The organism is Clostridioides sp. LIBA-7678 (assembly GCF_056716065.1).
Genome location: NZ_CP196987.1, coordinates 2555517 through 2582238 on the forward strand (window position 1 = coordinate 2555517; position 26722 = coordinate 2582238).

Sequence of the window (26722 nt, forward strand, 5' to 3'; positions counted from 1 at the left end):
CCTACCTTAACACATCAAACATACCCCTAACATCTAAAGAACCATATCCGGCACTTGTATTTGGATATACTGTATTTAAATTTTTCTTAGCCCCAGCTTGCATAAATGTTTTTACTTTTTGAACATATGCTTGATTTGGATATCTACCATCAGCAAAAGTATATTGAAAATACATTGCAGCAGCTCCTGCAACATGTGCACTTGCTGCTGCTGTGCCAGTTATAGTTGCATATTTATTTCCAGGATAAGCTGCTATTATATTTACTCCTGGTGCCACTAAATCTGGCTTCAATCTATTTTCAATGGTTGGCCCTCTTGATGAGCTTTGCCATAAACTATTGTTGATAGTGTTATATGCTCCTACAGTTATTAAATCATCTTGAATAGCTGGATAATTTATAGTAAAAAAAGGGTCAACTTGTCTAAATCTAGTTCCACTTTTTAGAAGCACTCTATTTGGTAAATACAAGTTATATATACCATTTATAATATAAACCCCAATTAATCTGATTTTCCAAAGGCCTCTTTTAGCATTTTTCAAGGTAATATTAGTGAACTGCTGACCTGAAAAAGTAGTTGGATATACATATGTTATAAAATAATCAGTTCCTTCTAAATCAAATAGACCAGTGACTCTATTGTAACTTGATACGCCTACACTTTTACTTTCTTCACCTGAAGGTGATACTATTACTACATCTGCCTTATCTGGTTTGTTTAACCAAAGTTCTAATGATAATTCTTCTTCATCTTCACTTAACTCTAGCTCAATATCAACAGATCCACCTGCATGTAGTATCCTTCCAGATGTATGTGTTTGTGTATTACCCTCATTTCCTGCCCCCGCTGTTATACATAGACCTCTTGTAAAGAAAGCTTTTTCACTATTACTCCTATTAGTTAAGCCAGCTAGACTACTGCTACCTAAAGATACATTTATAACTACTGGTCTTCCAAGTTCAAAAGCTTTTTTATATGCATACTGAGACGCAGCAAATAGCATCGCACTATTATAAAAACCATCTATCTTACCAAGTTTTATTATTATTAATTCTGAATCTTCTGCTATCCCTGCATATTCACTGTTTACATTTCCCAATCCTGCACATATCCCACTAAGCATTGTTCCTTGACCAACCTCATCTTGAGATAGACTAGGGTCATTATTTGCAATAGCTCGATTTATATCTTCTCGTGTATATTCTGTTCCAATATAAAAACCTTCAGGTGGACTTCCTTCTTTGGTTTGATCCCATAAATATACTATCTTTGAAGTTCCATCTGGATAAATAAAATCTTTATGTAGATAGTCTATTCCTGTATCTGCAATTGCTATAAGAGTGCCTCTTCCTGTTATTGTAATATTTGGATTGTTTTTAAAGAAATTTACACCTATCTCTTCTGTTGCAACTATACCACCAAAAGTCCCTTGGTTAATAGTTCCAAGTAATGACATCTTTATAGTTGATTCTGACCTTATAATTGATGGAAGTTCCAATATCCTTTGTATACTGTTATAATCAGAAGCATCTATAGGTAATATGCCTAATGAATCGCTTAATTTAATAAAATTAGAGCCCATACCTAAAGCATTTAATTCACTTTCAAATTCAGGAGTATGAATTATATTTATTCCTGCCAGAACCCCAGTTTGTCTATTCATATCCTCATTACAAAAACTATCTAAGCTAATATCATTTTTTATATTATTATAACCATCTATAAGTTTATAATTATTTTCTTCATCTTTAAATGATTTGTTAACACTTCTATATACAATACCATCAGTCTCCAAGTCTTGATTTATATTAGATAAGGTGTATAAATCTATATCTGCTAAACTTAAAAACCCAAAGCCTGATGAATTGTTTGGGTAAGATTGATTAGTTAATCTTCTTGCCCCTTTTAAAAGTAATGCCCTTAATTTCTGAGAGTATAAAAATAAATCATTTCCATTTACAATTCCCCACTCCATAAATAATGAACAGACACCTGTAACATGAGGAGTAGCCATACTAGTTCCACTTAATGCTCCACTTGTACCTCCTGGTAAAAAAGATATTATATCTTCTCCTGGAGCCAATAAATCTGGCTTAAATACACCTAATTGTGTATCTCCTTCCCCAGAAAAAATGGATACTATATCTGTTCTTGAATTAAAACTACCTACTGTTATAACTCTACTTGCTGTCCCAGGAACTGTTACAGTAAGTTCTTGAGTAGGAATCAGAAATCTAGTATTTCTATTTAATCCTTCAGAAGTTGGCAAATATATGTTTACATTACCAGTTACAATGTCTATTGGTTCAAATATAATTCTCCATAAGCCTGGATTTATTTGTGTATTTGAACTTAATTGCAAGGTCACTCTCCTTGTGAGAGAATATGGTGCTATAGGATAAAAATAACCAGTTACTCTAGTTTCTCCCAAAGTATTTCTTATTTCGCCTGAAGTCAGAGAAATTGATTGTGTTTGAGTATTTGATGGACTTACCAAATGTACACTAAAGTCATCAACAAAATCTGGCCATATATTTATATTTAATATACGTTCTCCTTCTCCAACTACAAACTCAACTTCTTCTGTAATATTATTTCGCAGTCTAATCCTTTTATGACCACCTTTATCTGCATTATTTCCAGCTGCTACAACTATATTATTTTTCCAAAATAAACACATATCATCTATATATTGTTCAAATAAGGATGTTCCCCTATGTGAGCCTTCATTACTTCCATAACTTATGTTTAGCGTAACAGGCATTCTTAATTCTAATGCCCTATCTAAAATAAATTTAATTGCCCTCATGAACTCTGTACTTCTTGAAAAAACATCTGTCTGTATATTTCCTACTCTCACCACTATTATCCTAGCATCACTTGCAATGGTTGCACAGATACCTCCAACATGTGTCCCATGTAAACTGGTTGTTGAAATAGGTATATACATATTTCCATCTATTGCATTATTTATATCTTCATTAGTATATAATGTCCCCTCTCTAAAACCCTCTGGTGGATTTCCCTGAATAGATTGGTCCCAATAATATAATATTTTAGACCTTCCATCACTATCTCTAAATACAGGTAGAGTATAATCTATTCCCGAATCGATTATACCAATTATAGTTCCTTTTCCAGTTAATCCAGTTCTATTCTTAAACCCTGTTATTCCTGTGCTTGAAAAACTTTGAACATCCTGAGTCTGTAATATGAAAGGTTTTTCTATAAATTCAATTTCTGGATAAGTCAAAAGTGTGTTTACATCTTCTTCATTATTTGATGTTATTATCGCATATGATGAATTAAGTATCTCTACTGAAACTCCTAATTCTTGTTCTAATTTCAATATATCTCCATTGTATTTTACAATTAATTCATAATTTATTATAATCACCTCGATTTCTAAAATTATTATTAATGTATATGTTTTCTGTAGTTCTAAAATGTATCAGAGTATATAATTTTTAAATTTCATTTATGCAAACATATCTTCTAAATAGTATATACTATTTAGAAATACTTTAGTTTTTTAGTTCATTACACCCTTTTTTGTATGAAATCAGATATATTTTTATTATTTCAACAATTAAAAAGAGGCTTATCTCTATTTTGAGACAGCCTCATTATTATTTATTTTACCTTGACACCATTAAATTTTTTAGTGCTTTCTCCAAACCTTTTACAGTTAATGGAAACATATTAAATTCACCTTGTATTAATCTTTGAGTCTGATACCAATAACTAATTGAATCCCACCCATCTCTCAATTCTGGATTCAACCATACTATTTTACTATACTTTCTTTTAAATATTTTTAGCCATTCTATTCCAGGAGTATAATTGTATGGTCCACGGTAATTACCACCAATATTAAGTAACTCAGTAGGTGACATGGAAGCATCTCCCACAATTATAACTTTATAGTTTTTATCTATATTTTGTAATATCCATTCAGTATCAATGGATTTACTTAACCAACATTCAGGTGTTGTAAATAATCTATCATAAATACAGTTATGAAAATAATATACTTTTACATCTTTAAAATGGTTTGATTTGCTTACAGACTGGAATAGTGTATTACATAGAGTGCTATATCCTCTCATTGAGCCACCTGAGTCCATAAGTAATAAAAGCTTCACTGTATTTTTTCTTGGCTTCTCAAAAAACAACTTTAAATACCCTGCATTATTACAAGTCTCTTCAATAGTCTTATCCAAGTCAAGCTCTGTTTTTGGAGTATCTATTCTAGTAGAAAATTGACGAAGCCTTTTTAGTGCTACTTGAAACTGACGCATATTTAGAACTTCATCATCTCTAAAATCTCTATATTTTCTTTCTCCTGCAACTTCCAAAACAGCTCTCCCATAGGTTGAATTTCCACCTATACGTATACCAGTTTGTCCCTTTCCTGAATGCCCTAATTCAGAAGTACCTCCTGTTCCTATCCAATAATTACCTCCATTATGTGGAGAATCTTGTTCTTTTATACGTTCTTCTAACTTAGCTCTTAATTCATCAAGATTTATATTGGGATTTTGTTCTAGTCTTTCAAATTCTTCTAAATTTATATCTGTTTTATTAAGCCAATTCATAATTTCTTCTGGAATTTCTTCTTGATGTTCTATTCCTTTAAAATACTCTAAAAATACTGCATCAAACTTATCAAAATTACTTTCACTTTTTATTAAAATCATCCTACAAAGGTAGTAGAAATTTGAAAAATTTGAATAACAAAGACCTTTGTCCAATGCTTCGATTAGAGTCATCCACTCATTTAAAGATATATCTAATCCTCTTGCCCTCAATAAATAAAAAAATTTAATAAACATAATTATCCAGCTCCTATTAACTATAAACGTCTTTGCATAGATTCAATATCCTCGTTATTTTTAAGTAGTATTCCTGCAAAAGGAACTTCTTTCTCTATTTTTTCGATAGGAATTCCACTCAAAGTTAATGCTTGTATCCAGTCTATTAATTCTGATGTACTAGGTTTCTTTTGTATTTCTTTTAGCCCTCTAATCCAATAAAAAGTAGTCATTACTTGTTCTAATAGATGTTCTTCTACCTTATCAAAATGTACTTTGACTATTTCTTCCATCATCTCTTTATCAGGAAATTCTATATAATGGAATATACATCTTCTCAAAAATGCATCTGGAAGTTCTTTTTCTGCATTTGAAGTTATAATAACTATAGGTCTTTGTTTAGCCTTTACAGTTTCTTTTGTTTCATTTATGTAAAACTCCATTTTATCTAATTCCCAAAGCAGGTCATTTGGAAATTCTAGGTCTGCTTTATCTATTTCATCTATTAAAAGAATTACTTGTTGCTTTGAACTAAATGCTTCTCCTAATTTACCATATTTTATGTACTTACTAATATCGTCTACTCCTTCTCCTCCAAATTGACTGTCATAGAGTCTTTGAACAGTATCATATACATAAAGACCCTCTTGAGCTTTTGTAGTTGACTTTATATTCCAAATTACTAAATCTTTTTTTAGTTCATTTGAAATCGCTTGTGCAAGCATGGTCTTACCTGTTCCAGGTTCACCTTTAATCAAAAGTGGTTTTTCAAGAGCAATAGCAACATTAACTGATGCCATTAATTCTGGTGATACCACATAATCACTAGTACCTTTAAAATTACCTATTTCTTTTTTTATCATAAGTTCTACTCCTTTTAAACAATAATTTTCTAAATGTATATAGAGACTTTATTACTATTTTTAATATAAAAAATAATAAGACAATACATTTGTATAGTATTATTCTAAAATTCTATATCCAAGTAAAATTACCTCTAAAATATTTAAATTTTATCTTTATTTGTCATAATTAAATGAAATATATATTTAAAAAAGCATGAAAAGAGAGTATCTTATACAAAATTTAAATTATAATAAACTTACTTTAACCGAGAATATCACTTTTTTTAGAATTAAGTTATATATAAACATAACTTAATTAATTTTCATCATTTTTAATCATAAATATAAAATTTTAATGTATTTATAATTTCATATTAATCATACTATATTAATACTGCTTTTTATTGTATAATAAGCTATAAATATTAACTTGAACTTAAATTTAGATATTTTAAAATTTAACAAATATAAGAAAGGTTGTGTTGTTTTGCAAGATAAAAAAATTTATTTAAATATTGTACTTACGGTGGTTGTTTCATATATCTTAATTAAAGTTATTGATAATTATAAATACTTTTTTGGAATGGTAAGTCTATTAATGTCACTATTGACACCATTTATAATAGCATTTATATTAGCATATATATTCAATCCATTAGTAAAGTTTTTGGAAAGCAAACTAAATTTTAAGAGAATATACTCATTACTTCTTACTTATGGTGTACTCATAGTTATACTAATTGCCTTTATACTATTTACAGTTCCATCCATAGTAAATAGTTTAGCTGATTTGGTATCTCAAGTTCCTACATATATAGATAAAACAGAGCAGTTTTTATTTGATTTAGGTAAAAGTTTACAATCAGTAGACCCTAACACACTAAAAGAATACGGTGACAAAATTATGAGTGTAATGCCTAAGTTTAGTAACTTGCTTATTGGCTCACTTGGAGGAATATTTAGTACTACATTCTCTGTTGGAAAATTTATAGTACAATTTCTTTTAGGTTTTATAATTTGTTTCTATATATTATTAGAAAAAGAAAAATTCTTATTATTTACGAAGAAGATAGTTTATATTTCTTTGGGTAAAAAGTATGGAGATTTTATAATAGAATTATGTCAGAGCTTAAACATGAATATTGGTAAATACTTTACAGGAAAGATTCTAGACTCTTTTATAGTTGGAGTACTTTCTGGAATTGGTCTTTACTTTTTAAAATCTGAATATGCACTGTTATTTGGTACGCTTATGGGTGTTATGAATATGGTTCCATATTTTGGTCCAGTAATAGGTATGGCACCAGTTGTAATAATTAATTTATTCTCTAATCCGACAACTGCACTAACTTCTTTAATTTATTTAATAATAATTCAGCAAGTTGAAGTTACATTTATAGAACCAAAAATTGTAGGTGGACAACTAGGTCTTAGTCCATTTTTTACAATACTAGCAGTTACTGTTGGAGGAGGATTTTTTGGTATACCAGGCATGATTCTATCAGCCCCTGTGATGGGTGTTATAAAGATATATTTCTGTGAATTTGTAAATCGTAGACATGATAAAATACAGATGGAATAAAAATACAATTTAATTACGATTTTGTAATCAAAGGTTACAGCTGTGTAACTGTAATATTATTCTCTTTAATGGTAATATTTAATTATAGGAAACATACAATATTATTAAGTAATGAATCTTATATAATTAAACACGAAAGAGGGTTTTAGTATGAAAAAAGCACTTATATCTTTATTAGTTTTATCTTGTTTGTTATTAACTGCACCAGTAAATGAATCTTCTTATGCTGATTCACAAAAGAATGTTCCTGTAAGCCAAAATACTAAATTGACTCAAGAACAAGCTAAAGAACTTTTAATAAAATACAACAATGAAGTTGATTACATATATCAAGGAAATGCTAGCGATTTCGAAGCACTAAAAGCTAAAAATCTTAACGGTTATGTATTTTTACCAGATGCAGATGGTGACATCGGTTACTTTGTAAATGAAAATACTTCTGAGATATATTACTTCCACCCAAGTGGATATCTTGAATTAGTTAATCAACAACAAAATAATAAATAACTAATAAAAAATGGATGCAAATTGATATAAATTTAGCATCCATTTTATTTTTATTTTAAAGTTGTTTCTTTTTTTTGCAATTTAAATATTTATTAATCTTGAGCTTGCTCTTTTATAAGTTTCTTTATATCTACAGCAGGTTCATCTTCCATTTTTACAACTTTACCTTCCCATGTTCTAAGCATAACATAATCTGTTCCTTTTGATACAAGGTATTGTGGAAGTAATGGAGTTTTTCCTCCTCCTTTTGGAGCGTTAACTATATATGTTGGTATAGCCATTCCTGATGTATATCCTCTTAGATACTCCATTATTTCAAGACCATCATCCACTGATGTGTTAAAATGTTTTGTTCCCTTTACATGCTTGCTTTGGAATATATAATACGGTTTTACTCTTATTTTTAATAATTCTTGATTTAAACATCTCATTACAAATTTATCATTATTTATACCATTCAATAACACTGCTTGATTTCCTAATGGAACTCCTGCATTTGCTAGCTTTTCACAAGCTTCTTTAGATTCTTTAGTTATTTCCATTGGATGATTGAAATGTGTATTTATATATATAGGATGATATTTTTTTAGCATATTACAAAATTCATCTGTAATTCTTTGTGGCATTGTAACAAGAGTTCTAGTTCCTAATCTGACATAATCAACATGTGGTATTTCTTTAAGTTGACTAAGAATCCATTCTAAATAATCATCTTTTAATGTAAGAGCATCTCCTCCAGTCACCAACACATCTCTTATTTCTTCATTTTCTCTAATATAGTCTATAGACTCTTGTATAATAGCTTTTGACTTGTGAGAATCTTGTTGACCAATATTTCTTCTTCTTTGACAGTGTCTACAATACATAGCACACTCATTTGTTACATTTATTATCAGTCTATCTGGATATCTTCTTGTTATACATCCTGCTGGATTTGTGTACTCTTCTCCCATTGGGTCTAAATCTTCTTGTTCATCTTCCAATTCTATATGTGTTGGTATGGACAGTAATTTTATTGGGTCACATATATCTTCTGGGTCTATCAGACTCAAATAATACGGGGATATCGCCCATCTAAACTGAGTACCAACCTCTTTTATATATTCTTTTTCTTTTTTAGTTAGAGTTATAATTTTTGATAAAGTATCTACGTCTGTTATTCTATTTGATAATTGCCATTTGTAGTTATTCCAATCTTCTTCTGTTCCATTTAATAAATTTAATATTTTCTGTTTTCGTTTATTTATCTCTTCTTCTTTTTCAAGCCCTCTGTTAATCGTTTTTCTAGCCTGAATATAATCATCAATTTTTGATTTTAGTTCAGCAGCTCTCTCTAAGGATATTCTAGTTTGTTCATTCATAATTCTTCGCTATCAAAATTAACTACTCATATTATTTGATAGCATCCTCCTTTCTGATGTGTTTATATCATTCTGATAGGCAGATTTAACTTTGCCATATAGATTTTATAACAAATGAAATTGAACTTATTTTTGCATTTTTTCTGTTATTTTACACATTTGTGAATATTTTTCCACTTTCGTCAATAAATTACAATATATTATGCATTTTTTTTAACAAATGATTAATTTTTTCTATTTTTAAGAATTATTTTACCATAAAACGATTATATTTTCAAGATTATTAAAGTTAAAATTTTAATAGAAAATAAAGTATTTCATTAAATAATAAAAGCGGAGGCTTATTATAATAAATTTCTCCGCTTTTTTATTTATTTAATTAAATCATAGTAAAATAGCTCTGATTCTTAAGAAGCGACTTTATTATATTCAGACCTTTTTCCAATTCTTCTACATTCTTTGGAGCTGTTACACAAATACGAATTGCTTTTGGTACTGTAGAATTGCCAACAGAAAAACGTTCAGCACAATACACTTGAACTCCTAGATTTTTTGCACATATTTCAAATGACTTTCCATCCAATTCGTCAGGAAGAAGCAACCAACGAAAACTACAATTTTTATCACCAATTAAACTGTAATCTGATAAAATTTTATCAGCAACTTCATTTCTTTTTACAATCTCATCTTTTTTCTCTTCTATAATCTTATCTATAATAGGAGAATATAGTAAACGGTGTACTATTTCTGCCATAAATGGAGATACCATTAAATTCATGTTATATAGTGCTTTTTCTAGATTTTCCATATAGCCTTTTGGAGCAACTACAAATGCTATTCTAAGACCTGCACATAAAAATTTAGACGTGCTAAAAATATATACAGTATTGTTACTAGCCAAAGAAAATATAGGCGTTTGTATATTAGGTCTAAGAATACTATTTATTGCATCTTCAATGATTATTATATTATACTTTTTTGCTATATCTGCTATTTTTTGACGAGACAAGTTAGACATAGAATGTGTTGTTGGATTATGATAGTCTGGTATAAGATATATGCCTTTTATATTTTCATTTTTACAGTAACTTTCAAGAGATTCTGCTGACATTTCATTATTTTCTTGAGGAATTGGAATCAATTGAATACCTATCATTTTAGCTATTGATTTAATTCCAGAAAAACTCAAAGAATCTGTAGCAATCCTATCACCAGTTTTAAACAACCCTAGTAAAGTTGCACATATAGCATTCTGAGCACCTGTAGATAGTAGTATATTTTCTTCATTAGTATATAAATTATTTCTTTCTAACCATTTTGCAATTGATTTTTTTTGCATATATGTACCAGACGGAGACATGTATTGCAAAAACCTATCCATTTCTGGTTGTTTTAACACATTTTTAATAAAATCAACAATATATGTATTTTGCTCATAGGGAGGATGCACTGTTCCTAGTTCAATTATATCTTTTGATTCTGTTTGATATAACAATGTATTGCTCACATTTACATCAGATGAAATAAAAGTTCCTTTTCCCACTTTTGCACATATCAACCCCTTCTCTTCACAAAGTTTAAATGCTCGTGTTATTGTACTCAAATTTAAATCGAGAAAATCTGCTAATTCTCGTTGTGGAGGTAATTTATCTCCAGGATTTAAATTTCCTCTTTTAATATCTTCTTCTAATAACATCGCCAAAGTTTTATATATTGGTGGCTTTCGACTATTTAATTTTGGCTTCCATGTCATAGGATAGTTTTCAAATGAATTTATTGGCATATAATTACTCCTTTTAATATAATTGTCCTCCATACAATTTTATTATTGTATGCTTTTATTCTAGATGCTATACTTGTATTTGTAAATAGCTATTTCCAAATACAGAGAACAAGAGAGGTATCAATATGAAGACTATAGGCTTAATTGGAGGAATGAGTTGGGAAAGTACCATTACATATTACCAAGTTATTAATACAGTAATAAAAGAAAGATTAGGTGGGCTACATTCTTCTAAATGTATACTTTACAGTGTAGATTTTCAAGAAATTGAAGAATGCCAGTCTAGTGGAAATTGGGAAAAAAGTGCTAAAATTCTATCTGATGCTGCAATTAAATTACAAAATGCAGGGGCAGATTTTATTGTTATATGCACTAATACTATGCATAAAGTAGCAGATAAAATACAAGAAAAGATACACATCCCACTACTAAACATAGCAAATGTAACTGCTGAAGTATTGAAAGAAAAAGAAATAAAAAAAGTAGCTTTATTGGGTACTAAATATACAATGGAGCAAGATTTTTATAAAGATATAATTATTAATAATGGAATTGAGGTTTTAGTTCCAACTGAAGAAGAACGTGTAATAATAAACAATACAATATTTAACGAACTTTGTGTAGGAATTGTATCTGAATCTTCAAAGAAAGCTTTCTTATCTATTATAGATACGCTTGGTGAACAAGGTGTAGATGGTATTATATTAGGATGTACAGAAATAGGTCTTCTAATTAAACAAAATGATACTTCTATTCCACTATTTGATTAAAAATAGCTACGCACACTCGTGACTTTAGTCGTGAGTTAGTAGCTAAAATAGTCAGCATATAGGGAAACTTATATGTAGAGATAGGATAGAACCTATCCAATACTACTTGAATTGCTGGAAACCCCTAAAGCTAACCAAACTAAAACATAAGGATGAAATAAACCTAAGTGTGAAAGTCACGAAAGTAGAAAAAATTGGTTAGATGGTATAAGGTTAAACCCTAAGTACTTTAAAATGGGCAATCAGCAGGTAAACTCCGAATAGGAGAAACTTCAACGACTATTCCTCTTGAGGGAAGTACACTACAAGTTATCGGTAGTGGAAGTGGGTAGACCTTAACGGATAATACCGAAGGATAAGATATAGTCTGTGCTTACATGAAAGTGTAAGAAGTTCATAAGAGAACTGCATAGGTAGTAGCGAACTTATGTGAACGACAACCTCAAAAATGATAAAAGTTAGGACTTATGGTTCTTACATATGTTATTTAAAAATAAATATAAAAACCTTTAAAATACTTGTTTAAAAAAATTTACCTTGTTAATATTAGGATGGGTAAGGAAAAATTGAAGTAGCTCAGATATGTATAAATACCATATAGTATGGTGTGTAAAATATAGACATCCAGTACTACATAATCATAAAAAACAAGTAAAGTGAGGTGATAGTAGTGGAAAAAGCATATAAGTTTAGAATGTATCCAAATAAAAAACAGCAAGAGTTAATTAACAAAACTTTTGGATGTTGTAGATTTGTATATAATAAATATCTTGCTAAAAAAATAGAAGTTTATGAAAATGATAAAGAAACTTTTACTTATAAACAGTGCAGTTCTGATTTGACCAATTTAAAAAGAGAATTAGAGTGGCTTAAAGAACCTGACAAATTTTCACTACAAAATACCTTAAAAGATTTAGAAAATGCATATAAAAAATTCTTTAAAGAAAATACAGGATTTCCTAAATTTAAATCAAAGAAAACTAATAGATTTTCATATAGAACAAACTTTACAAATGGAAATATTCTGTACCTTAGTCAATATATAAAATTACCTAAACTTGGTATGGTTAAAGTAAGGGATAAACAAATACCTCAAGGAAGAATACTTAATGCTACTATATCCAAAGAACCAAGTGGAAAATATTATGTATCATTATGTTGTACTGATATAGATATTAAAGCATTTGAAAATACTAATAGTCAGATAGGTTTAGATTTAGGAATTAAAGAATTTTGTATCTCAAGTTGTGGAGACTTTATAGAAAATCCTAAGTATCTTCAGAAGTCATTAAACAAACTTGCTAAATTACAAAGAGAACTATCGAGAAAAACAATTGGTAGTTTAAATAGAAATAAAGCAAGATTAAAAGTTGCAAGACTTCAAGAGCATATAGCTAATCAAAGGAAGGATTTTCTACAAAAACTATCTACTAAATTAATACGAGAGAATGATATTATTTGCTTAGAGGATTTACAAGTAAAGAATATGACTAGAAATAGTAAACTATCTCGCTTAATTTCTGATGTGTCATGGTCAGAATTTATTCGTCAATTAGAATACAAGGCTAATTGGTATGGTAGACAAATTGTAAAGGTAGGTAGATTCTTTGCAAGTTCACAAATATGCAATAAATGTGGGTACAAAAACGAGGAAGTTAAGAATTTAAATATAAGAGAATGGATTTGTCCTTGTTGTAATGTAACTCACGATAGAGACATAAATGCGAGTATAAATATACTAAAAGAAGGATTAAGACTAATAACAGTTTAAAATAGATAATGTATGTAAGAACCGTAGGAACTACGGGGATAGCCTGTGGAGAATTAGTAAGACATATTTTAGTATGCGAAATTCTATGAAACAGGAACCCTGTGACTTTAGTCATGGGAGGTTCAGACAACACTAATACATGCAATAGAAGCTGCATTAAAGTCAATTTCAGATTATTTAAATTAATAAAAAATATTTCTTAAACTAAAAACTTGAAACCCTTATATAAAAAAGGATAGTATAATTCTACTTATACTATCCTTTTTTAATTTAATTTTTCAATAAATCACAAACTTAGTACTCTTAATCTGTATACAAATCTATCTTACGTTTATAACATCACTATTTTGAGAGTTTTTCCCATCGTAATTTGCAACAACATAGATATTCATATTTAAGTCTCCTTCAGGAATACTTATAGTATGCTCATTACCTTGTATATCACTTTGATACAATGTAAAATCTCCCTCTCCATTAGTATTGTTTTTTACATATATACTATAGGTACAACCCTTATGAGATACACTACTCCAATTAACCCTAATAACATTGTTTTCTCTGTCAACATTAGCTGATATGTTTTCAACCTTCATATCTTGAATATTATTATCATCATTTGAATTTGAATTTCCATTAGTAATATTTATGATATTACTTGGCTTAGTTGTATCTGAATCTTTCTTACCTACAACATAAATATCAAAATCTAAATTTTGATTATCTTTTATATCTACTTCTATAGTAGCATATACTTTTTGTGATTTTCCTAAATCACTTTCATTTACAGTTATAGATTTTATTTTCTTAAATGATTCTCCTGACAACTTGTCTTTAAGATATATATCATAATCAAAGACATCTTTCATATAATCCCATTCAAGCTTAATAATAACTTTATTATTTACTATTTTATGTGACCCTACTAAATTTTGTATATAGTCATTCGTTATAGTTTCTTTAACTACTGTTATAGTTATTATTTTAGATTTATCTCCACAAGTTATCCTTACTCTTTCCTTACCTTCTCTAAGCCCTACGATATTTCCATCACTACTTAGACTTATTGCTCTTTCTACAGGTAACTTTGAATCCGCTAACTCATAATATATTTTTGGTGGCTCTAAACCAGGTGGAGAAGTTATTATATCTGGTTTTAATTTTTCATTTTGGTCAACTTCTATTTTTACATCATTCATATTTATTTCAGCAACTTTAGCTTGAATTCTAAAGCTTCTCTCTACTTCTTTATTTCCACACTTAGCATATATTGTGGCTTTTCCAACTCCAACTGCACTTACTGTATTTCCTTTAATTTTTAGCACATCATCATTACTACTCTTATAAATAGGTTTATATGACTTTTTAAATTTGTCATAATCAACCTCTATTGTACTTTCTATAGTAGCACTATCACCAACATGTTTTAAATCCCCATTAATCTCCATATCTAGTGATTCTACTTCTGGGTCTACTACCTTTATAGTAGCCTTTTTCAACACTCTTGAATTCTTCATAATACCCACAGAAGAATACCCAACCTTTAATGCTGTCATCTTATTTCCATCTATTTTTAAAGTCCCTGAATTATCCAACACATTAAACCAAATATTTGGGTCTTTAGCATATGAAGGAACCTTGATATATTCGCCAGTAGATAAAGTAACTGTTTCATTTAGTTTTACTACATATTTATCTAAATCTTTAACATATTCCCCATCTACAATTTCGATTTCTACTCCCTTTACCATTGGTCTAAGTATTCCAAATTTAAAAAGGTAGTACTGCGCAACAAGCAATATAGGAATAGATATAATTATGGCAATTTTTCTGTATTTCTTATTTTCTACAAATCTCATCTATCCACTTCCTTTAGCCTAATATATAATCATTTGTTTTGTAAGCAATCTACCTAAGTTAAATATTGGGATAAACTGGAAAAGTATTATATTTCAGAATATCCCTATACTAATTATAAACCATAAATTTAAAATTTAAAACTAAAATTAGTGTTAATTTCTTACTATTACAATAGTCTAATTTTAGTGAAATAACATTTGTCTTGTCAGCTAAAAAGTTATATAATTAATTCAAAAGAAATTTATACTTGTATTATATGAGGAGGACTTTAAATTGGAAATCAATTACAAAAAAAAAGATTTCAAATCATTTGCTAAAAGAAAAAACATTGAAATTTCTGTTCAAAGGTATCTTATTGATGCGTTAAGTTACATGGCACTCGGTCTTTTTTCTTCCCTTTTAATTGGAACAATTTTTAACACATTAGGAGACAACTTCAATATTTCTCTTTTTACTGAAGTTATAAGCCCTCTTGCTAAACAAGTTACAGGTCCAGCTATAGCAGTGGCTATTGCGTATGGACTTCAAGCACCTCCACTTGTGCTATTTTCTTGTGCACTTGTTGGAGCTTGTGGTAATGAATTAGGGGGTCCTGTTGGGGCATTTGTCGCTACACTTTTTGCTGTAGAGATTGGTAAATTAGTTTCAAAAGAAACAAAAGTAGATATATTAGTTACACCTGCTGTAACAATACTAATTGGAGTACTTGTAGCTCAACTTATTGGTCCAGCTGTTTCTGCATTTATGACTTCATTTGGAAACATAATAATGCAAGCTACAACTATGCAACCCATCATAATGGGGGCTCTAGTCTCTGCACTGGTTGGAATAGCTCTTACATTACCTATAAGTAGTGCAGCTATTTGTATGATGCTTAGTTTAGGAGGTCTTGCTGGTGGAGCAGCAACTGTTGGTTGTTGTTGCCAAATGGTAGGTTTCGCTGTTATGAGCTTTAGAGAAAATGGGGTAGGTGGTCTAGTTGCACAAGGACTTGGTACATCTATGCTTCAGGTTCCCAACATAATAAAAAATTGGAAAATTTGGATTCCACCTACTGTTGCTTCAATATTACTTGGACCATTATCTACAACAATATTTAAAATGGAGAATATCCCTATTGGTTCTGGTATGGGTACTTGTGGATTGGTTGGCCAATTTGGGACAGTAACTGCTATGCAGAGTGCTGGAAAAGGAGGTATAACTATGTGGGTTGGTATACTTTTACTTAACTTTATACTTCCTGCTATTGTAACTTTGCTAATTTCAGAATTTATGAGAAAAAAAGGTTTAATAAAACCAGGAGATTTAAAACTAGATGTATAAATTAAAAACTACTCCTTTTACTTGTATAAAAGTAAGGAGTAGTTTTTTTTATGAAAATTCCAACATCTTTTTTAATAACCAGTCTATTGAACCTTTTACTTCATTCCAAAGAACTATATTTTCATCATAGTAATATACAGCTTCAGCCTTTTCTTCTTCTGTAACAAATTCTCTACCAAAAGCATTTCTCCAGTCTAATAAATATAATCCAATATATTTATTTTTACTTTTAGCAACCTTAATAGAGTCATTTGCTAAAAACATACTGTTATTTTTAAAGTAATAAAGAGCTTTACTGTACATCCATGTAGCAGACTTTTCTTCTTTATAAAGCTCAAATAATTTATTTATTGAAGTTCTATCATTTAATCTAATCAATATATTTAACAACTTATATCTTATTCCTTGTTCATCACTAGGATTAATTGCTATTAAATACTCTAATACTTTTTTGGACTCATTTAAGTTGTCAATACTTTCTAGCTTCCTAGCAAGAGATTCAAGCGCTATCATATAAGCTCTAGTAGATAGACCTTTCCAAAATCCAAGCTCTTTATCTTCTTTTGTAATCATACTTTTCCCTATATTTACAGCTTCTTCCATATATCTAATTGATTCAATATTGCTATTAGCATCTTGTGATAGCTTAATGTATCTTTTATACAATATTTTCTTCTTTTCTAAATCTAAGTCTATAGAATTGGATTTAGAATTTGTCTCTTTAACCCAAAATTCTACATTAGAGATAGCTATAGTATCTTGATTTAAAAAGTCAATACTGCAAACTTCTTTTATCAAAGATGATTTATTATTTATAGTGTTTAAAGAAACACCTATTTGTTTTGAAAATTCTTTTTTTGTTATATGTAATGGATGCTTCTTATTATATAAAAGATTTTGCTCCAAAACTATATTTAGTATAGCTGAAGACCATATATCAGCTCTAGAAGAATGAATTGTTTCTTTGTTATTATCCAAAAGGTTTTGCAAAATTTTAAAACTTATATCTTTATATTCTTGATTCAAATTGGAGTTGCAAAATCTATTTATCTTGTCTTTAATTTCTTCTATCTTGCTTGTCATGACTTCTCCTCCATATTTTACATATATAAAACTAGTGCTACAAATTCAAGTTCTTCTTCTCCTATATTTTCTATAGAATGTTTTGCACCATCAGCTGTATACACTACATCACCCTCATTAACTTCTATAAACTCCCCATTATCAAATACTTTACCTTTTCCTTTTAATATATAGTATACTTCAAAATCTGTTGTATGGTCATGCACACCAATTGAACTTCCTGCTGGTAAAGCTATTCTTTTAAATAGTCTTCCTTTCCCTTTAAGCTCTTCATTTTGTATTATGTTTTCAAGCCTAACTTTTCCAATACCACCATTCAAATTTTCTTTTAATTCTACTTGTAATTCAGATTTCTTTCTTATCATAGCTCATCCCACCTGCCAAACAATCAATCTAACTACTAAATTGGCATATCCTTTCCATAATATGTTGTATTTTAATATAATAATAACATATATTCTCATAAAAAAATATTACTGAATATATAAAAATGACACTATTTTTACATATATTGCAATTTAATTAAATTGTCCCATAAGTTGACGTCTCTAACAAAAAAACATATACTCATATAGTATGGGAAATTTTTGTTAAATTTTTTATCTGGAGGTTCTATACATATGTCAGTTTCAAAAACTCAAGAAAAACTTAAACAACCTAAGGATTTATATTTCTGCTGTTCAATATTTACCTTCGTAGGACTTGCATACTATGGTATGAAGTTGGTATTATTATTATTTTTAGCTGAACAAGTATCCAAAGGTGGTTTAGGATTAACACCAGCAGAATCAGCATCAATGCTTGCATCTTTTTTGGCATGGACTTATTTTTCTCCAGTTATTGGTGGATGGGTAAGTGATAGATTTTTAGGTCCCAAAAACTGTATTATACTTGGAATGATAATGGTATCAATTGGTTATTTTTTAGGATATTTAGCAGATAGTAAAATGGATATAAATATCATGATATTCTTATCTGGATTAGGAATAGGTTTTTATAAAGGCAACCTACACACTTTGGTAGGAAATCTATATACTAATGATGACCCACGAAAAGATGGAGCTTTCTCTATTACATACATGGCTACCAATTTAGGAACATTATTTGGACCTTTAGTATGTGGTTTAGTTGCTAATGAATGGTTTGCTATGAAAAGTGGTGCCTCTATAAACATGTATGGTTATAGATATGTGTTCTTATTTTCATCAATTACTGTTCTAATAGGTTTATTATTTTTTATCCTTGGCAACAAAAAATTTTATAGATCTTCAAATAATAAATTTAGTAATGGAAGAGAATCTATAAAGAAATCACTTGAATATAAGAAGATGTTAGCTTCCAAACCATTAACTTTAGTTGAGAAAAAAAGAATAGTGGTAATATTAGTCTTAGCTTTCTTTACAGTATTTTTTTGGATAGCATACAATCAAGCCTCTATGTCTATTGCCTTATATACAAAGGAACACATAAATCTTGCTGTTGGTAATTTTCAAATCCCAACTTCATGGATAGACTCATATAATGGTCTTCTTTGTGTCATCCTTGGACCTATATCTGCTCTAGTATGGGTAAAGCTATCTCAAACTAAAAAAGGTGATTTAAGTGTACCCAAGAAGATGAGTCTAGGATTTATACTATTAGCTATTGCATTTTTATTCATGATAGTAGCAGTTATGCAAACAGGAACAGACCCTAATTCTATTCATAAGGCAAGTGTATTTTGGGTAGTTGGATTTTTAACATTCCAAAGTATAGGAGAAATTTGTTTTTCTCCAGTTGGATATGGTATGGTAAATAAACTTTCACCTGAAAAATATATTTCATTTCTAATGGGTGTTTGGTTTTTAGGTAAATTTGCAGCAAATAAATTATCTGGTTATACACAAGCTATTATAGACCAGCTTGGTATGTTACAAGTATTCATAGTAATACCATCATTCTTATTACTATTTGGAATTATATTGCTTATAATGAACAAAAAATTAGTAGAATTATCAAATTAAAAACTTTTTCTAAATAGAGTAAAAAATATAATAAAAAATCGAGGTACATAATACCTCGATTTTTTATTATATTTAGTTACAAACTATATAGCTCTAGTATATACTTTTAACCATTCTCTTTCTTCATCAGTTAAGAAAGAAGATATTTTATCATAAACTAGTTTATGATACCAGTTTAAATAATCTTTTTCATCTTGATTCATTAACTCTGGAACTATACCATCTAAGTCAATAGGAGCTAATGTAACAACTTCAAACTCCATAAATTGACCATAGAAGTTCTTTTCAGCTTTTCTAACTACTATTTCATTCTCTGTTCTTATACCATGAGAACCTTCTATATATATACCTGGTTCATTAGTAGTTACCATTCCTTCTTCAAGAACTGCACTATCAAATCTTTCAGGTACTACTCTCCATCTAAATCCATTTGGTGCTTCATGAACATTTAGCACAAATCCTATACCATGTCCAGTTCCACACTGATAATCTATTCCCATATTCCACATACAACTTCTAGATAATATATCTAAATTATATCCTCTACAACCATGTAAAAACTTGACTTTAGAAAGATTTATCATACCTCTTGCCACAGAAGTAAAGTGTAGTTTTAACTCATCACTTATAGGTCCTAATACTGTAGTTCTAGTTATATCAGTAGTTCCATCATAATATTGTCCACCTGAATCTACTAAGAATAACCCTTCAGCTTCTAACTTATAGTTTGATTCTGGAGTAGCACTATAGTGCATCATAGCTGCATGCTCTTTATATGCAGCAATTGTATTGAAACTTGGCTCAAAGAAACCTTCTTGTTCTCTTCTTAAGTTTTCTAATTTTTCAGTAGCACTTATTTCAGTTATTTCAATTTTACCGACATTTGTCTTTAACCAGTACATGAATTTAGTGAAAGCTACACCATCTTTAATGTGTGAGTTTCTTATATTTTCTAATTCTATTTCATTTTTTTGTGCTTTAAAGAACATTACTGGATTAAATTCATCAACCTTCTCAACTTCACAAGGTATGTTATTGTAAATCGCATAGTTAAGCTTAGTTCCATCTACTAAAACTTTTTCAGCCTTGTCTATAGATTTTACAAACTCATATACATCATTATATGGCTTTATTTGAACATTCTCTTTAGCTAGTTCATTTAATATTTCTTCATTTAATTTGCTTTCATCAACAAATAGGTAAACTTCTTTTAAAGTTATTACTGCATAAGAAAGTACAACTGGATTGTATTTAACATCTCCACCTCTTATGTTAAACAACCATGCTATATCATCAAGAGTAGTTATTACATGAGTAGAAGTACCCTTTTCACTCATTTTTTCTCTTAATCTACTTAATTTTGAACTAAAACTTTCTCCACAATATTTAACATCTAATAAGAATGCTTTACTATCTGATAAAGCAGGTCTATCTTTCCATACACTATCTATTAAATCATATTGGTATTCTACCTTTATTCCTTTTTTAGATAATTTTTCAGCTAATGTAGCTCCTTCTCTAGCACATATAACTCTACCATCAAACCCTAAAGTTCCACCTTCAGGAATATTTGTATATAAATATTCATCTGTAGTTGGGCAACCTTCTTGTCCCATTTTAAATAATTTTATAGTACTTCCTTCTAATTGAGACTCTGCCTGTATGAAATATCTTCCATCTGTCCATAATCCAGCTTCATCTTTAGTAACAATAACTGTACCAGCTGAACCATTAAATCCTGATATAAATTCTCTTGATTTAAAGTAATCTCCTACATATTCACTTTGATGATTATCAGAAGATGGAATCATATAGGCATCTATATTTTTTTCTTCCATAAGTCTTCTTAATTCACTTAATCTGTCTTTTATATTCACAACAAGACCTCCTCAAAATAATAGTTTTAATAACTAAATATATAAGTATGTAAAGTTTATTACATAAATATTTTTCTTATAATTTATATAAATCTTATACACTCTAATTATCACAATTATAATTTTAATTATATTATGTATCTGTGTAAAGCTTTTTTTCATAATTAAAGAGGAAATTACATTTTTATTTTATATTTAAATGTAATTTCCTTTATTTTCACTAATTTAGTATGAATTATTCTTCTTTTGTTAATAAATCCATAGCCATTAATTTTGTTAATATATTTCTTATTCCTAATAATATTAAACCAAATATTATTAATACTGATGCTATTCCTCCAAATATCTGTAAAAAACCAAGTGTAGCTGTAAAACCAGCAATTTTTCCTGATAATAAACTCGCAAAGAAACTTGTTAAATACCATGCTCCCATAGATAATGTAGCATACTTAGCTGGAGCTAATTTATTAAACATCGCAAGTCCTATAGGAGACAAAAATAATTCACCTACTGTTGTAAATATATAAGTTACTACTATAAACAACATGCTAGCCTTTACCATTCCATTTGGACCGTTAGCTAATGTAGAAAATACCATCACTATAAAACCAACACCCATTATTATCATTCCTAAACCCATTTTAACTGGAATAGAAAAGTCACCTCTTTTAGTATTAGATAATTTAACCCATAAAGCAGCTAATACTGGGCATAAAGCTACACATAATATAGCATTTAGTGATGTAAGCCATGCTACTGGCATTTCAAATCCAAATACAGTTCTATTTACATTATCCCTTACATAAATCATAAATGAACTTTGTGTTTGATAGTATGCTGTCCAGAATAAGACCACAAATAAAAATAAAACAACCATTGCTATTATTCTATTTTTCTCTAACTTAGTAAGTGGTCCATACTCAATTTTTTCACCTTTATTTCCTTTAGTAACAGGATGTTTTCCAATTTCATTTAGTAATTTTGGCGCAAGAAGTGTAAATATAATCATACCTAACATCATACCTATACCACAAATTAAAAACGCCATCTTGTATCCATAAGATACTATATCACCACTTGCTCCTCTTACTGCAAAGACATTATCAGAAAGCAAGCCACATATTATTGGAGCTATAAATGCTCCTACATTTACTGCCATATAGAATAAACTGTATGCTGCATCTTTTCTCGATACATCAGTTTTAGGATATATATCCCCAACTATATTTGAACAACTTGATTTAAAAAAACCATTTCCTAAAATGATTATTGATAGGCCTACCCAAACCATTGCAATAGATGTTGATGAAGCAAATAGTACAAAATCGCCTATTGCTATTAAAAGTGCACCTATAGAAATACATTTTTGTTGACCTAAAACTTTATCTGCTAACCAGCCACCAACTAATGGCGTAAGATATATAAGACCTGTAAATAATCCAAACATAGATGTTGCTTCTTGTGTAGAAAGGCCTAAACCGCCTTGAGCTATACTTGCTGTAAAAAATAATACCAATAAAGCTGTTAAACCATAATAACTAAATCTCTCCCATAAAATTGTCATGCAAATAAGCCAAAAACTCTTCGGATGACCAACTTTTTTAGATACGCTTTCTGTATTTGACATAAAAAACGCCCCCTCATTGTTTTTATAGTTAAATTTAGTACTAAGATTACATTAATCATTTTAGTACATACTTATAATATCATCTTTTTTATGTTTACTCAATAGATTACCATCAGTATTTTCATTTTTTTATTATTATTTTTAAAATTATGAAAAATATTATTTTTCCAGTATTTTAAACTAAAAATATTAATATATATATATATTTAAATAATATCTTTAATATTTAATTTTTTTTGTATTTATTTTTTTGATTTTCATTTATTTTTATTTAAATAATTCAATTCTGAAATATTTTTTATTAACCTTTTTTTGCAAGTTATTTTTTTATCAATTCATGTGTGTAAATTGTTTTTATTATGAAATAACAAAAGCTATTTTAAATTCTCTATTTGAGAATAAAAATAGCTTTTATCTATATATCAAAATTTTCTTTTTTTAATAAATTGACTTAAATTATTGTTTAGCTTTCATTTGGTATTTATCTGTAATTTTAACTTTATATTTTTCTTTTAAATTTGTTATAAGTAAATTTTGTTTTTCTGATGTTAGACTACTTACTAAATCTGATTTTATTTCTTCGAATGGTTGATATTTTTCATCTGTCTTCTTAATTATATGATATCCATAATCACTTTCTACAAGTTTACTAGATATTTCACCTTTTTTCAATGCAAATGCAGCCTTTTCAAAAGACTCAACCATCTGACCTTTACCAAAGAATCCTAAATCTCCACCTGACTCTGCACTACTATCTTCAGAATACTTTTTGGCTAGAGTAGCAAAGTCTTCTCCAGCTTGTGCTTTTTTAAGTATCTCTTCAGCTTCTTTTTTAAGTTCAGCTTTTTTACTATCACTAACTTGTTTACCTTTATCATCAACAGTTTTTATTAAAATATGTGAAGCTCTAACCTGTAAATAATTGCTCTTGTTTTTATTGTAATAATTCTCAGCTTCTTTATCAGTCACTTTTGCTTTTTCACTTAAGTATTTTGATGCTACTAGTTCTTTTTTCATATCAGCTTTTATATATTTTTCAGTCAAGTCAAACTGTTTTAAAAATTCTTCTTTAGTCATGCCCATTGCAGATTCTATGTTAGTCATTAAATTATTATATTGAACATCTAGTTCATCATTAGTTATACTTACTTTTTCTTTAGTTGCTTCAGTAGATAATATGTCAGACGTAATCATAGTCTCAATCATATTTGATTCATATAAACGTATTTCATCATCACTCATAGTAGTTTTTGCATTTAAATAAAATAATGGCTCCATTCTTTTTCTCAACATCTCACCTGTTATTTTTTTATCCCCAATAGTAGCCACTGCTTCATTGCTACTATAATGCTTTGAAGTGGCTGGTAACTTTCTCCCAGCTTCTTTGCCAAAAACATAACCTCCACCTAAGCATATAGCTCCTACTGCAACAATTGCTACAACTGCTTTAATTGTTTTGTTACTTAGTTTTATTTCTCTTTTCTTGACTTTGTTGTCAGTGTTTTTTTCATCTGACACATCATCTTTTTTAGAACTTACATTATCTGACTTTTTAATTTCATCTAATGAATTTTCTTTTGGATTTTTTTCTTCAGACATTAATATCCTCCTTAATTTTGTTTGTACAATACTTCACTTTTATTATTTTACATTAAAATAATATTAAATGTGTGAATCAGAAATGAAACTCTCATGAATTTAAAATGAAATTAAATATTTCTCAAACTATATCTTATAAAATTTCTTCCTACTTTTGTATCTCCATACTTTAACATCTGTATAACTTCATTTTTTTCTTTTTGCAAATAAATAGAACATTCTTCTAAAGACTTAAATATCTCTAATACTTCGCCTTTTTTATTTACTAATTCAATCTTTTTCTTTCCACCTCTTTTGATTATAGACTTATATTTTTTAAAATATTCATCATACTCCTCATCGATACATTCAAATTTATAATTCATTTTTAATGCCTCAATTTTATCATTGGTTAAAATTTCATTTCTCTTTTTATCAGAAAGTCTTGTACTAAATATCTTATCATTTAGAATATTAAATATCTCAGATGGAGATTTACTATTTTCTAAATAGCTCCATTCATTTTTACAATACTCTTCTATATTTAACACTTTACTTAAATACTTTATAGCATCTCCAAAATAATCCATATATCCATATTTTAAATTTTCTCTTATATATCCTAATGGTACTTTAAGGGCTTTGCTACATTGTATATGTGTATCAAAAATATTTTCTTCTTTAGTATACAAGTTTATTGCTTTTATACTTTTTCCCCTTTTTATTTTTATTTCTTTTATGTATTCTAAATCTTCTTCTGTTAAGTATTCACTTGTTTCACGTATTTGTTTTTCTTCAATACGACTTTTTAATAAAACACAACTTTCTCCTTGGTCAAGTTCTTCAACTTTTTTTGAATCATCTTTTTTATTTTTAATTAATGTTTCCTTATCTCCATCACTTATATATTTATCAATAATTACTGTTTCCACTTTATTCAATATTTTATTATCATTATTAACATTTGTTTTTTTTATACATGGTACTTCGTTTTCATTACTACATACTATATCTTCCTTATCTAAAATTTTATCATCTTCATTAGACAAAAATATTTCTTGTTCTAAAACTTTAACTTCTTTATTTTCAATTTCTTTTTTATCAGTTAATACTTGTTCCTTTTCGATTAACTCTTCTTTATATAATCCCTCTTCATTTTTTAATACTATTTCACCTTCTTCTTCTGCTTTATCAAATTTTTGTCTTTTTTTCATAATACCAAACAACTTTTTTAACACTCAAGGTTCCTCCTAATACTTTCTATACCCTTATATTGCCATATAAAATATTACTTTGTCAAAACTCTTATTTAGTATATAACTACTTATTACTATTTTCTTGATAATTTCTTGCTAAATCAGTTTTCCATATAATATAATCTACAGCTATTCCAAGTGCAAGCATTATCCTTCTTATTGATAAATTCTCTATATCAAAATCATCTTCTGTGACTTTTTCATAATCACTTTTTGGCATAATAGCTTCCATAATCTTATTTAAAACCATGTCTTTTGCTAAATCACACTCTTTCGAAAAATGTTCTTCATTATCACATAATGATTGTGCTAAAATAACTAGTAATCTTCCCACAGTTAAAAAACCATGTTTTAGACTAAAGTTTTCATTATTATTGATTTCACCATAAATCTTATTTATAATATTATCTACTATATTAGTAACTATCTTGTTATCTTCTTCATTTATCTTTTTGATTTGTTCTAAAATAGTTTCTTCTTGTATATTTTTATTACACATATTTATTCACCATTCCTTTATTTAAAATTTTGCTTATAGCATAAAACTAAACATTTTATAACCTATTAATTGTTGTTTGCGACTGTTTGATGTTATATAATAATAATCAAGCGTATATAAAAGTTATATAAAATATATAAATTAAAATTCATAGTGTAGATTCAATTATATTATTCAAATACATAA

Annotated in this window: 20 protein-coding genes; 7 read left to right on the plus strand and 13 right to left on the minus strand. The window is 28.5% G+C overall.

Annotated features, from left to right (window positions below):
- Position 1: 1 nt before the first annotated feature.
- From cspBA to ACTG46_RS12320, 3 genes are all read right to left on the minus strand, one after another.
- On the minus strand, positions 2-3397 hold the full coding sequence (gene cspBA, locus ACTG46_RS12310; RefSeq protein ID WP_479922900.1) for a bifunctional germination protease/germinant receptor pseudoprotease CspBA: 3396 nt from the start codon (positions 3395-3397) through the stop codon (positions 2-4).
- Between the two features lie 241 nt (positions 3398-3638).
- The gene (locus ACTG46_RS12315) at positions 3639-4835 is read right to left on the minus strand and encodes a vWA domain-containing protein (protein ID WP_054270718.1); all 1197 of its coding nucleotides are present in this window, start codon (positions 4833-4835) and stop codon (positions 3639-3641) included.
- Between the two features lie 20 nt (positions 4836-4855).
- A complete protein-coding gene (locus tag ACTG46_RS12320; RefSeq protein ID WP_407815009.1) occupies positions 4856-5677 on the minus strand; it encodes an AAA family ATPase in 822 nt (273 codons plus the stop codon).
- A 469-nt stretch (positions 5678-6146) separates the two neighbouring features.
- On the opposite strand from ACTG46_RS12320, the gene ACTG46_RS12325 reads away from it, so the two are divergent.
- Together ACTG46_RS12325 and ACTG46_RS12330 are read left to right on the plus strand one after the other, a co-directional pair.
- Positions 6147-7241, plus strand: coding sequence for an AI-2E family transporter (locus tag ACTG46_RS12325; RefSeq protein WP_054270720.1), 1095 nt, complete (start codon positions 6147-6149; stop codon positions 7239-7241).
- A gap of 150 nt (positions 7242-7391) precedes the next feature.
- Positions 7392-7748 carry a hypothetical protein gene (locus tag ACTG46_RS12330; protein ID WP_054270721.1) on the plus strand — a complete coding sequence of 119 codons (357 nt, stop codon included), beginning with the start codon at positions 7392-7394 and terminating at the stop codon, positions 7746-7748.
- A gap of 92 nt (positions 7749-7840) precedes the next feature.
- On the opposite strand, the gene eam is transcribed toward ACTG46_RS12330, so the two are convergent.
- Both eam and ACTG46_RS12340 read right to left on the minus strand, forming a co-directional pair.
- Positions 7841-9109, minus strand: a complete 1269-nt coding sequence (gene eam / locus ACTG46_RS12335) for a glutamate 2,3-aminomutase (protein WP_021385198.1) — start codon at positions 9107-9109, stop codon at positions 7841-7843.
- Positions 9110-9488: 379 nt separating this feature from the next.
- Positions 9489-10892 carry an aminotransferase-like domain-containing protein gene (locus tag ACTG46_RS12340; RefSeq protein ID WP_479922901.1) on the minus strand — a complete coding sequence of 468 codons (1404 nt, stop codon included), beginning with the start codon at positions 10890-10892 and terminating at the stop codon, positions 9489-9491.
- 125 nt (positions 10893-11017) lie between these two features.
- On the opposite strand from ACTG46_RS12340, the gene ACTG46_RS12345 reads away from it, so the two are divergent.
- The 3 genes from ACTG46_RS12345 to tnpB all read left to right on the plus strand — a co-directional run bounded on the left by ACTG46_RS12345 (position 11018) and on the right by tnpB (position 13433).
- Positions 11018-11662, plus strand: coding sequence for an aspartate/glutamate racemase family protein (locus ACTG46_RS12345; RefSeq protein WP_479922902.1), 645 nt, complete (start codon positions 11018-11020; stop codon positions 11660-11662).
- A 582-nt stretch (positions 11663-12244) separates the two neighbouring features.
- Complete coding sequence (locus ACTG46_RS12350; RefSeq protein WP_141668768.1) at positions 12245-12322, plus strand: transposase; 78 nt, start codon at positions 12245-12247, stop codon at positions 12320-12322.
- Between the two features lies 1 nt (position 12323).
- Positions 12324-13433 (plus strand): IS200/IS605 family element RNA-guided endonuclease TnpB, encoded by a 1110-nt coding sequence (gene tnpB, locus ACTG46_RS12355; RefSeq protein WP_479922903.1) that lies wholly within the window; start codon positions 12324-12326, stop codon positions 13431-13433.
- Between the two features lie 320 nt (positions 13434-13753).
- Here tnpB and ACTG46_RS12360 read toward each other — a convergent pair whose 3' ends face one another.
- Positions 13754-15289 (minus strand): hypothetical protein, encoded by a 1536-nt coding sequence (locus ACTG46_RS12360; protein WP_479922904.1) that lies wholly within the window; start codon positions 15287-15289, stop codon positions 13754-13756.
- 274 nt (positions 15290-15563) lie between these two features.
- On the opposite strand from ACTG46_RS12360, the gene ACTG46_RS12365 reads away from it, so the two are divergent.
- Positions 15564-16613: a PTS sugar transporter subunit IIC gene (locus tag ACTG46_RS12365; RefSeq protein ID WP_054270725.1), complete on the plus strand. Its 1050-nt coding sequence runs from the start codon at positions 15564-15566 to the stop codon at positions 16611-16613.
- A gap of 48 nt (positions 16614-16661) precedes the next feature.
- Here ACTG46_RS12365 and ACTG46_RS12370 read toward each other — a convergent pair whose 3' ends face one another.
- Both ACTG46_RS12370 and ACTG46_RS12375 read right to left on the minus strand, forming a co-directional pair.
- On the minus strand, positions 16662-17696 hold the full coding sequence (locus ACTG46_RS12370; RefSeq protein ID WP_074179686.1) for a DUF6398 domain-containing protein: 1035 nt from the start codon (positions 17694-17696) through the stop codon (positions 16662-16664).
- 17 nt (positions 17697-17713) lie between these two features.
- Complete coding sequence (locus ACTG46_RS12375) at positions 17714-18061, minus strand: cupin domain-containing protein (protein ID WP_054270727.1); 348 nt, start codon at positions 18059-18061, stop codon at positions 17714-17716.
- A gap of 255 nt (positions 18062-18316) precedes the next feature.
- On the opposite strand from ACTG46_RS12375, the gene ACTG46_RS12380 reads away from it, so the two are divergent.
- Positions 18317-19699, plus strand: coding sequence for a peptide MFS transporter (locus ACTG46_RS12380; RefSeq protein WP_479922905.1), 1383 nt, complete (start codon positions 18317-18319; stop codon positions 19697-19699).
- Between the two features lie 83 nt (positions 19700-19782).
- Here the strand turns inward: ACTG46_RS12380 and ACTG46_RS12385 are convergent, their stop codons facing one another.
- From ACTG46_RS12385 to ACTG46_RS12405, 5 genes are all read right to left on the minus strand, one after another.
- A complete protein-coding gene (locus ACTG46_RS12385) occupies positions 19783-21576 on the minus strand; it encodes an aminopeptidase P family protein (protein WP_054270729.1) in 1794 nt (597 codons plus the stop codon).
- 235 nt (positions 21577-21811) lie between these two features.
- A complete protein-coding gene (locus ACTG46_RS12390) occupies positions 21812-23203 on the minus strand; it encodes a peptide MFS transporter (RefSeq protein ID WP_054270730.1) in 1392 nt (463 codons plus the stop codon).
- 456 nt (positions 23204-23659) lie between these two features.
- Positions 23660-24802, minus strand: coding sequence for a peptidylprolyl isomerase (locus ACTG46_RS12395; RefSeq protein WP_479922906.1), 1143 nt, complete (start codon positions 24800-24802; stop codon positions 23660-23662).
- A 110-nt stretch (positions 24803-24912) separates the two neighbouring features.
- The gene (locus tag ACTG46_RS12400; RefSeq protein WP_479922907.1) at positions 24913-26019 is read right to left on the minus strand and encodes a hypothetical protein; all 1107 of its coding nucleotides are present in this window, start codon (positions 26017-26019) and stop codon (positions 24913-24915) included.
- A gap of 82 nt (positions 26020-26101) precedes the next feature.
- Positions 26102-26536 carry a hypothetical protein gene (locus tag ACTG46_RS12405; protein WP_407811642.1) on the minus strand — a complete coding sequence of 145 codons (435 nt, stop codon included), beginning with the start codon at positions 26534-26536 and terminating at the stop codon, positions 26102-26104.
- Positions 26537-26722: the final 186 nt, after the last annotated feature.

What these genes read in the sequence shown, in the direction of transcription:
- ACTG46_RS12315 (WP_054270718.1), bottom strand. Translation starts at nt 4,835, where the DNA reads ATGTTTATTAAATTTTTTTATTTATTGAGGGCAAGAGGATTAGATATA.
- ACTG46_RS12320 (WP_407815009.1), bottom strand. Translation starts at nt 5,677, where the DNA reads ATGATAAAAAAAGAAATAGGTAATTTTAAAGGTACTAGTGATTATGTG.
- ACTG46_RS12330 (WP_054270721.1), top strand. Translation starts at nt 7,392, where the DNA reads ATGAAAAAAGCACTTATATCTTTATTAGTTTTATCTTGTTTGTTATTA.
- eam (WP_021385198.1), bottom strand. Translation starts at nt 9,109, where the DNA reads ATGAATGAACAAACTAGAATATCCTTAGAGAGAGCTGCTGAACTAAAA.
- ACTG46_RS12340 (WP_479922901.1), bottom strand. Translation starts at nt 10,892, where the DNA reads ATGCCAATAAATTCATTTGAAAACTATCCTATGACATGGAAGCCAAAA.
- ACTG46_RS12345 (WP_479922902.1), top strand. Translation starts at nt 11,018, where the DNA reads ATGAAGACTATAGGCTTAATTGGAGGAATGAGTTGGGAAAGTACCATT.
- ACTG46_RS12350 (WP_141668768.1), top strand. Translation starts at nt 12,245, where the DNA reads ATGTATAAATACCATATAGTATGGTGTGTAAAATATAGACATCCAGTA.
- ACTG46_RS12360 (WP_479922904.1), bottom strand. Translation starts at nt 15,289, where the DNA reads ATGAGATTTGTAGAAAATAAGAAATACAGAAAAATTGCCATAATTATA.
- ACTG46_RS12370 (WP_074179686.1), bottom strand. Translation starts at nt 17,696, where the DNA reads ATGACAAGCAAGATAGAAGAAATTAAAGACAAGATAAATAGATTTTGC.
- ACTG46_RS12375 (WP_054270727.1), bottom strand. Translation starts at nt 18,061, where the DNA reads ATGATAAGAAAGAAATCTGAATTACAAGTAGAATTAAAAGAAAATTTG.
- ACTG46_RS12380 (WP_479922905.1), top strand. Translation starts at nt 18,317, where the DNA reads ATGTCAGTTTCAAAAACTCAAGAAAAACTTAAACAACCTAAGGATTTA.
- ACTG46_RS12390 (WP_054270730.1), bottom strand. Translation starts at nt 23,203, where the DNA reads ATGTCAAATACAGAAAGCGTATCTAAAAAAGTTGGTCATCCGAAGAGT.
- ACTG46_RS12395 (WP_479922906.1), bottom strand. Translation starts at nt 24,802, where the DNA reads ATGTCTGAAGAAAAAAATCCAAAAGAAAATTCATTAGATGAAATTAAA.
- ACTG46_RS12405 (WP_407811642.1), bottom strand. Translation starts at nt 26,536, where the DNA reads ATGTGTAATAAAAATATACAAGAAGAAACTATTTTAGAACAAATCAAA.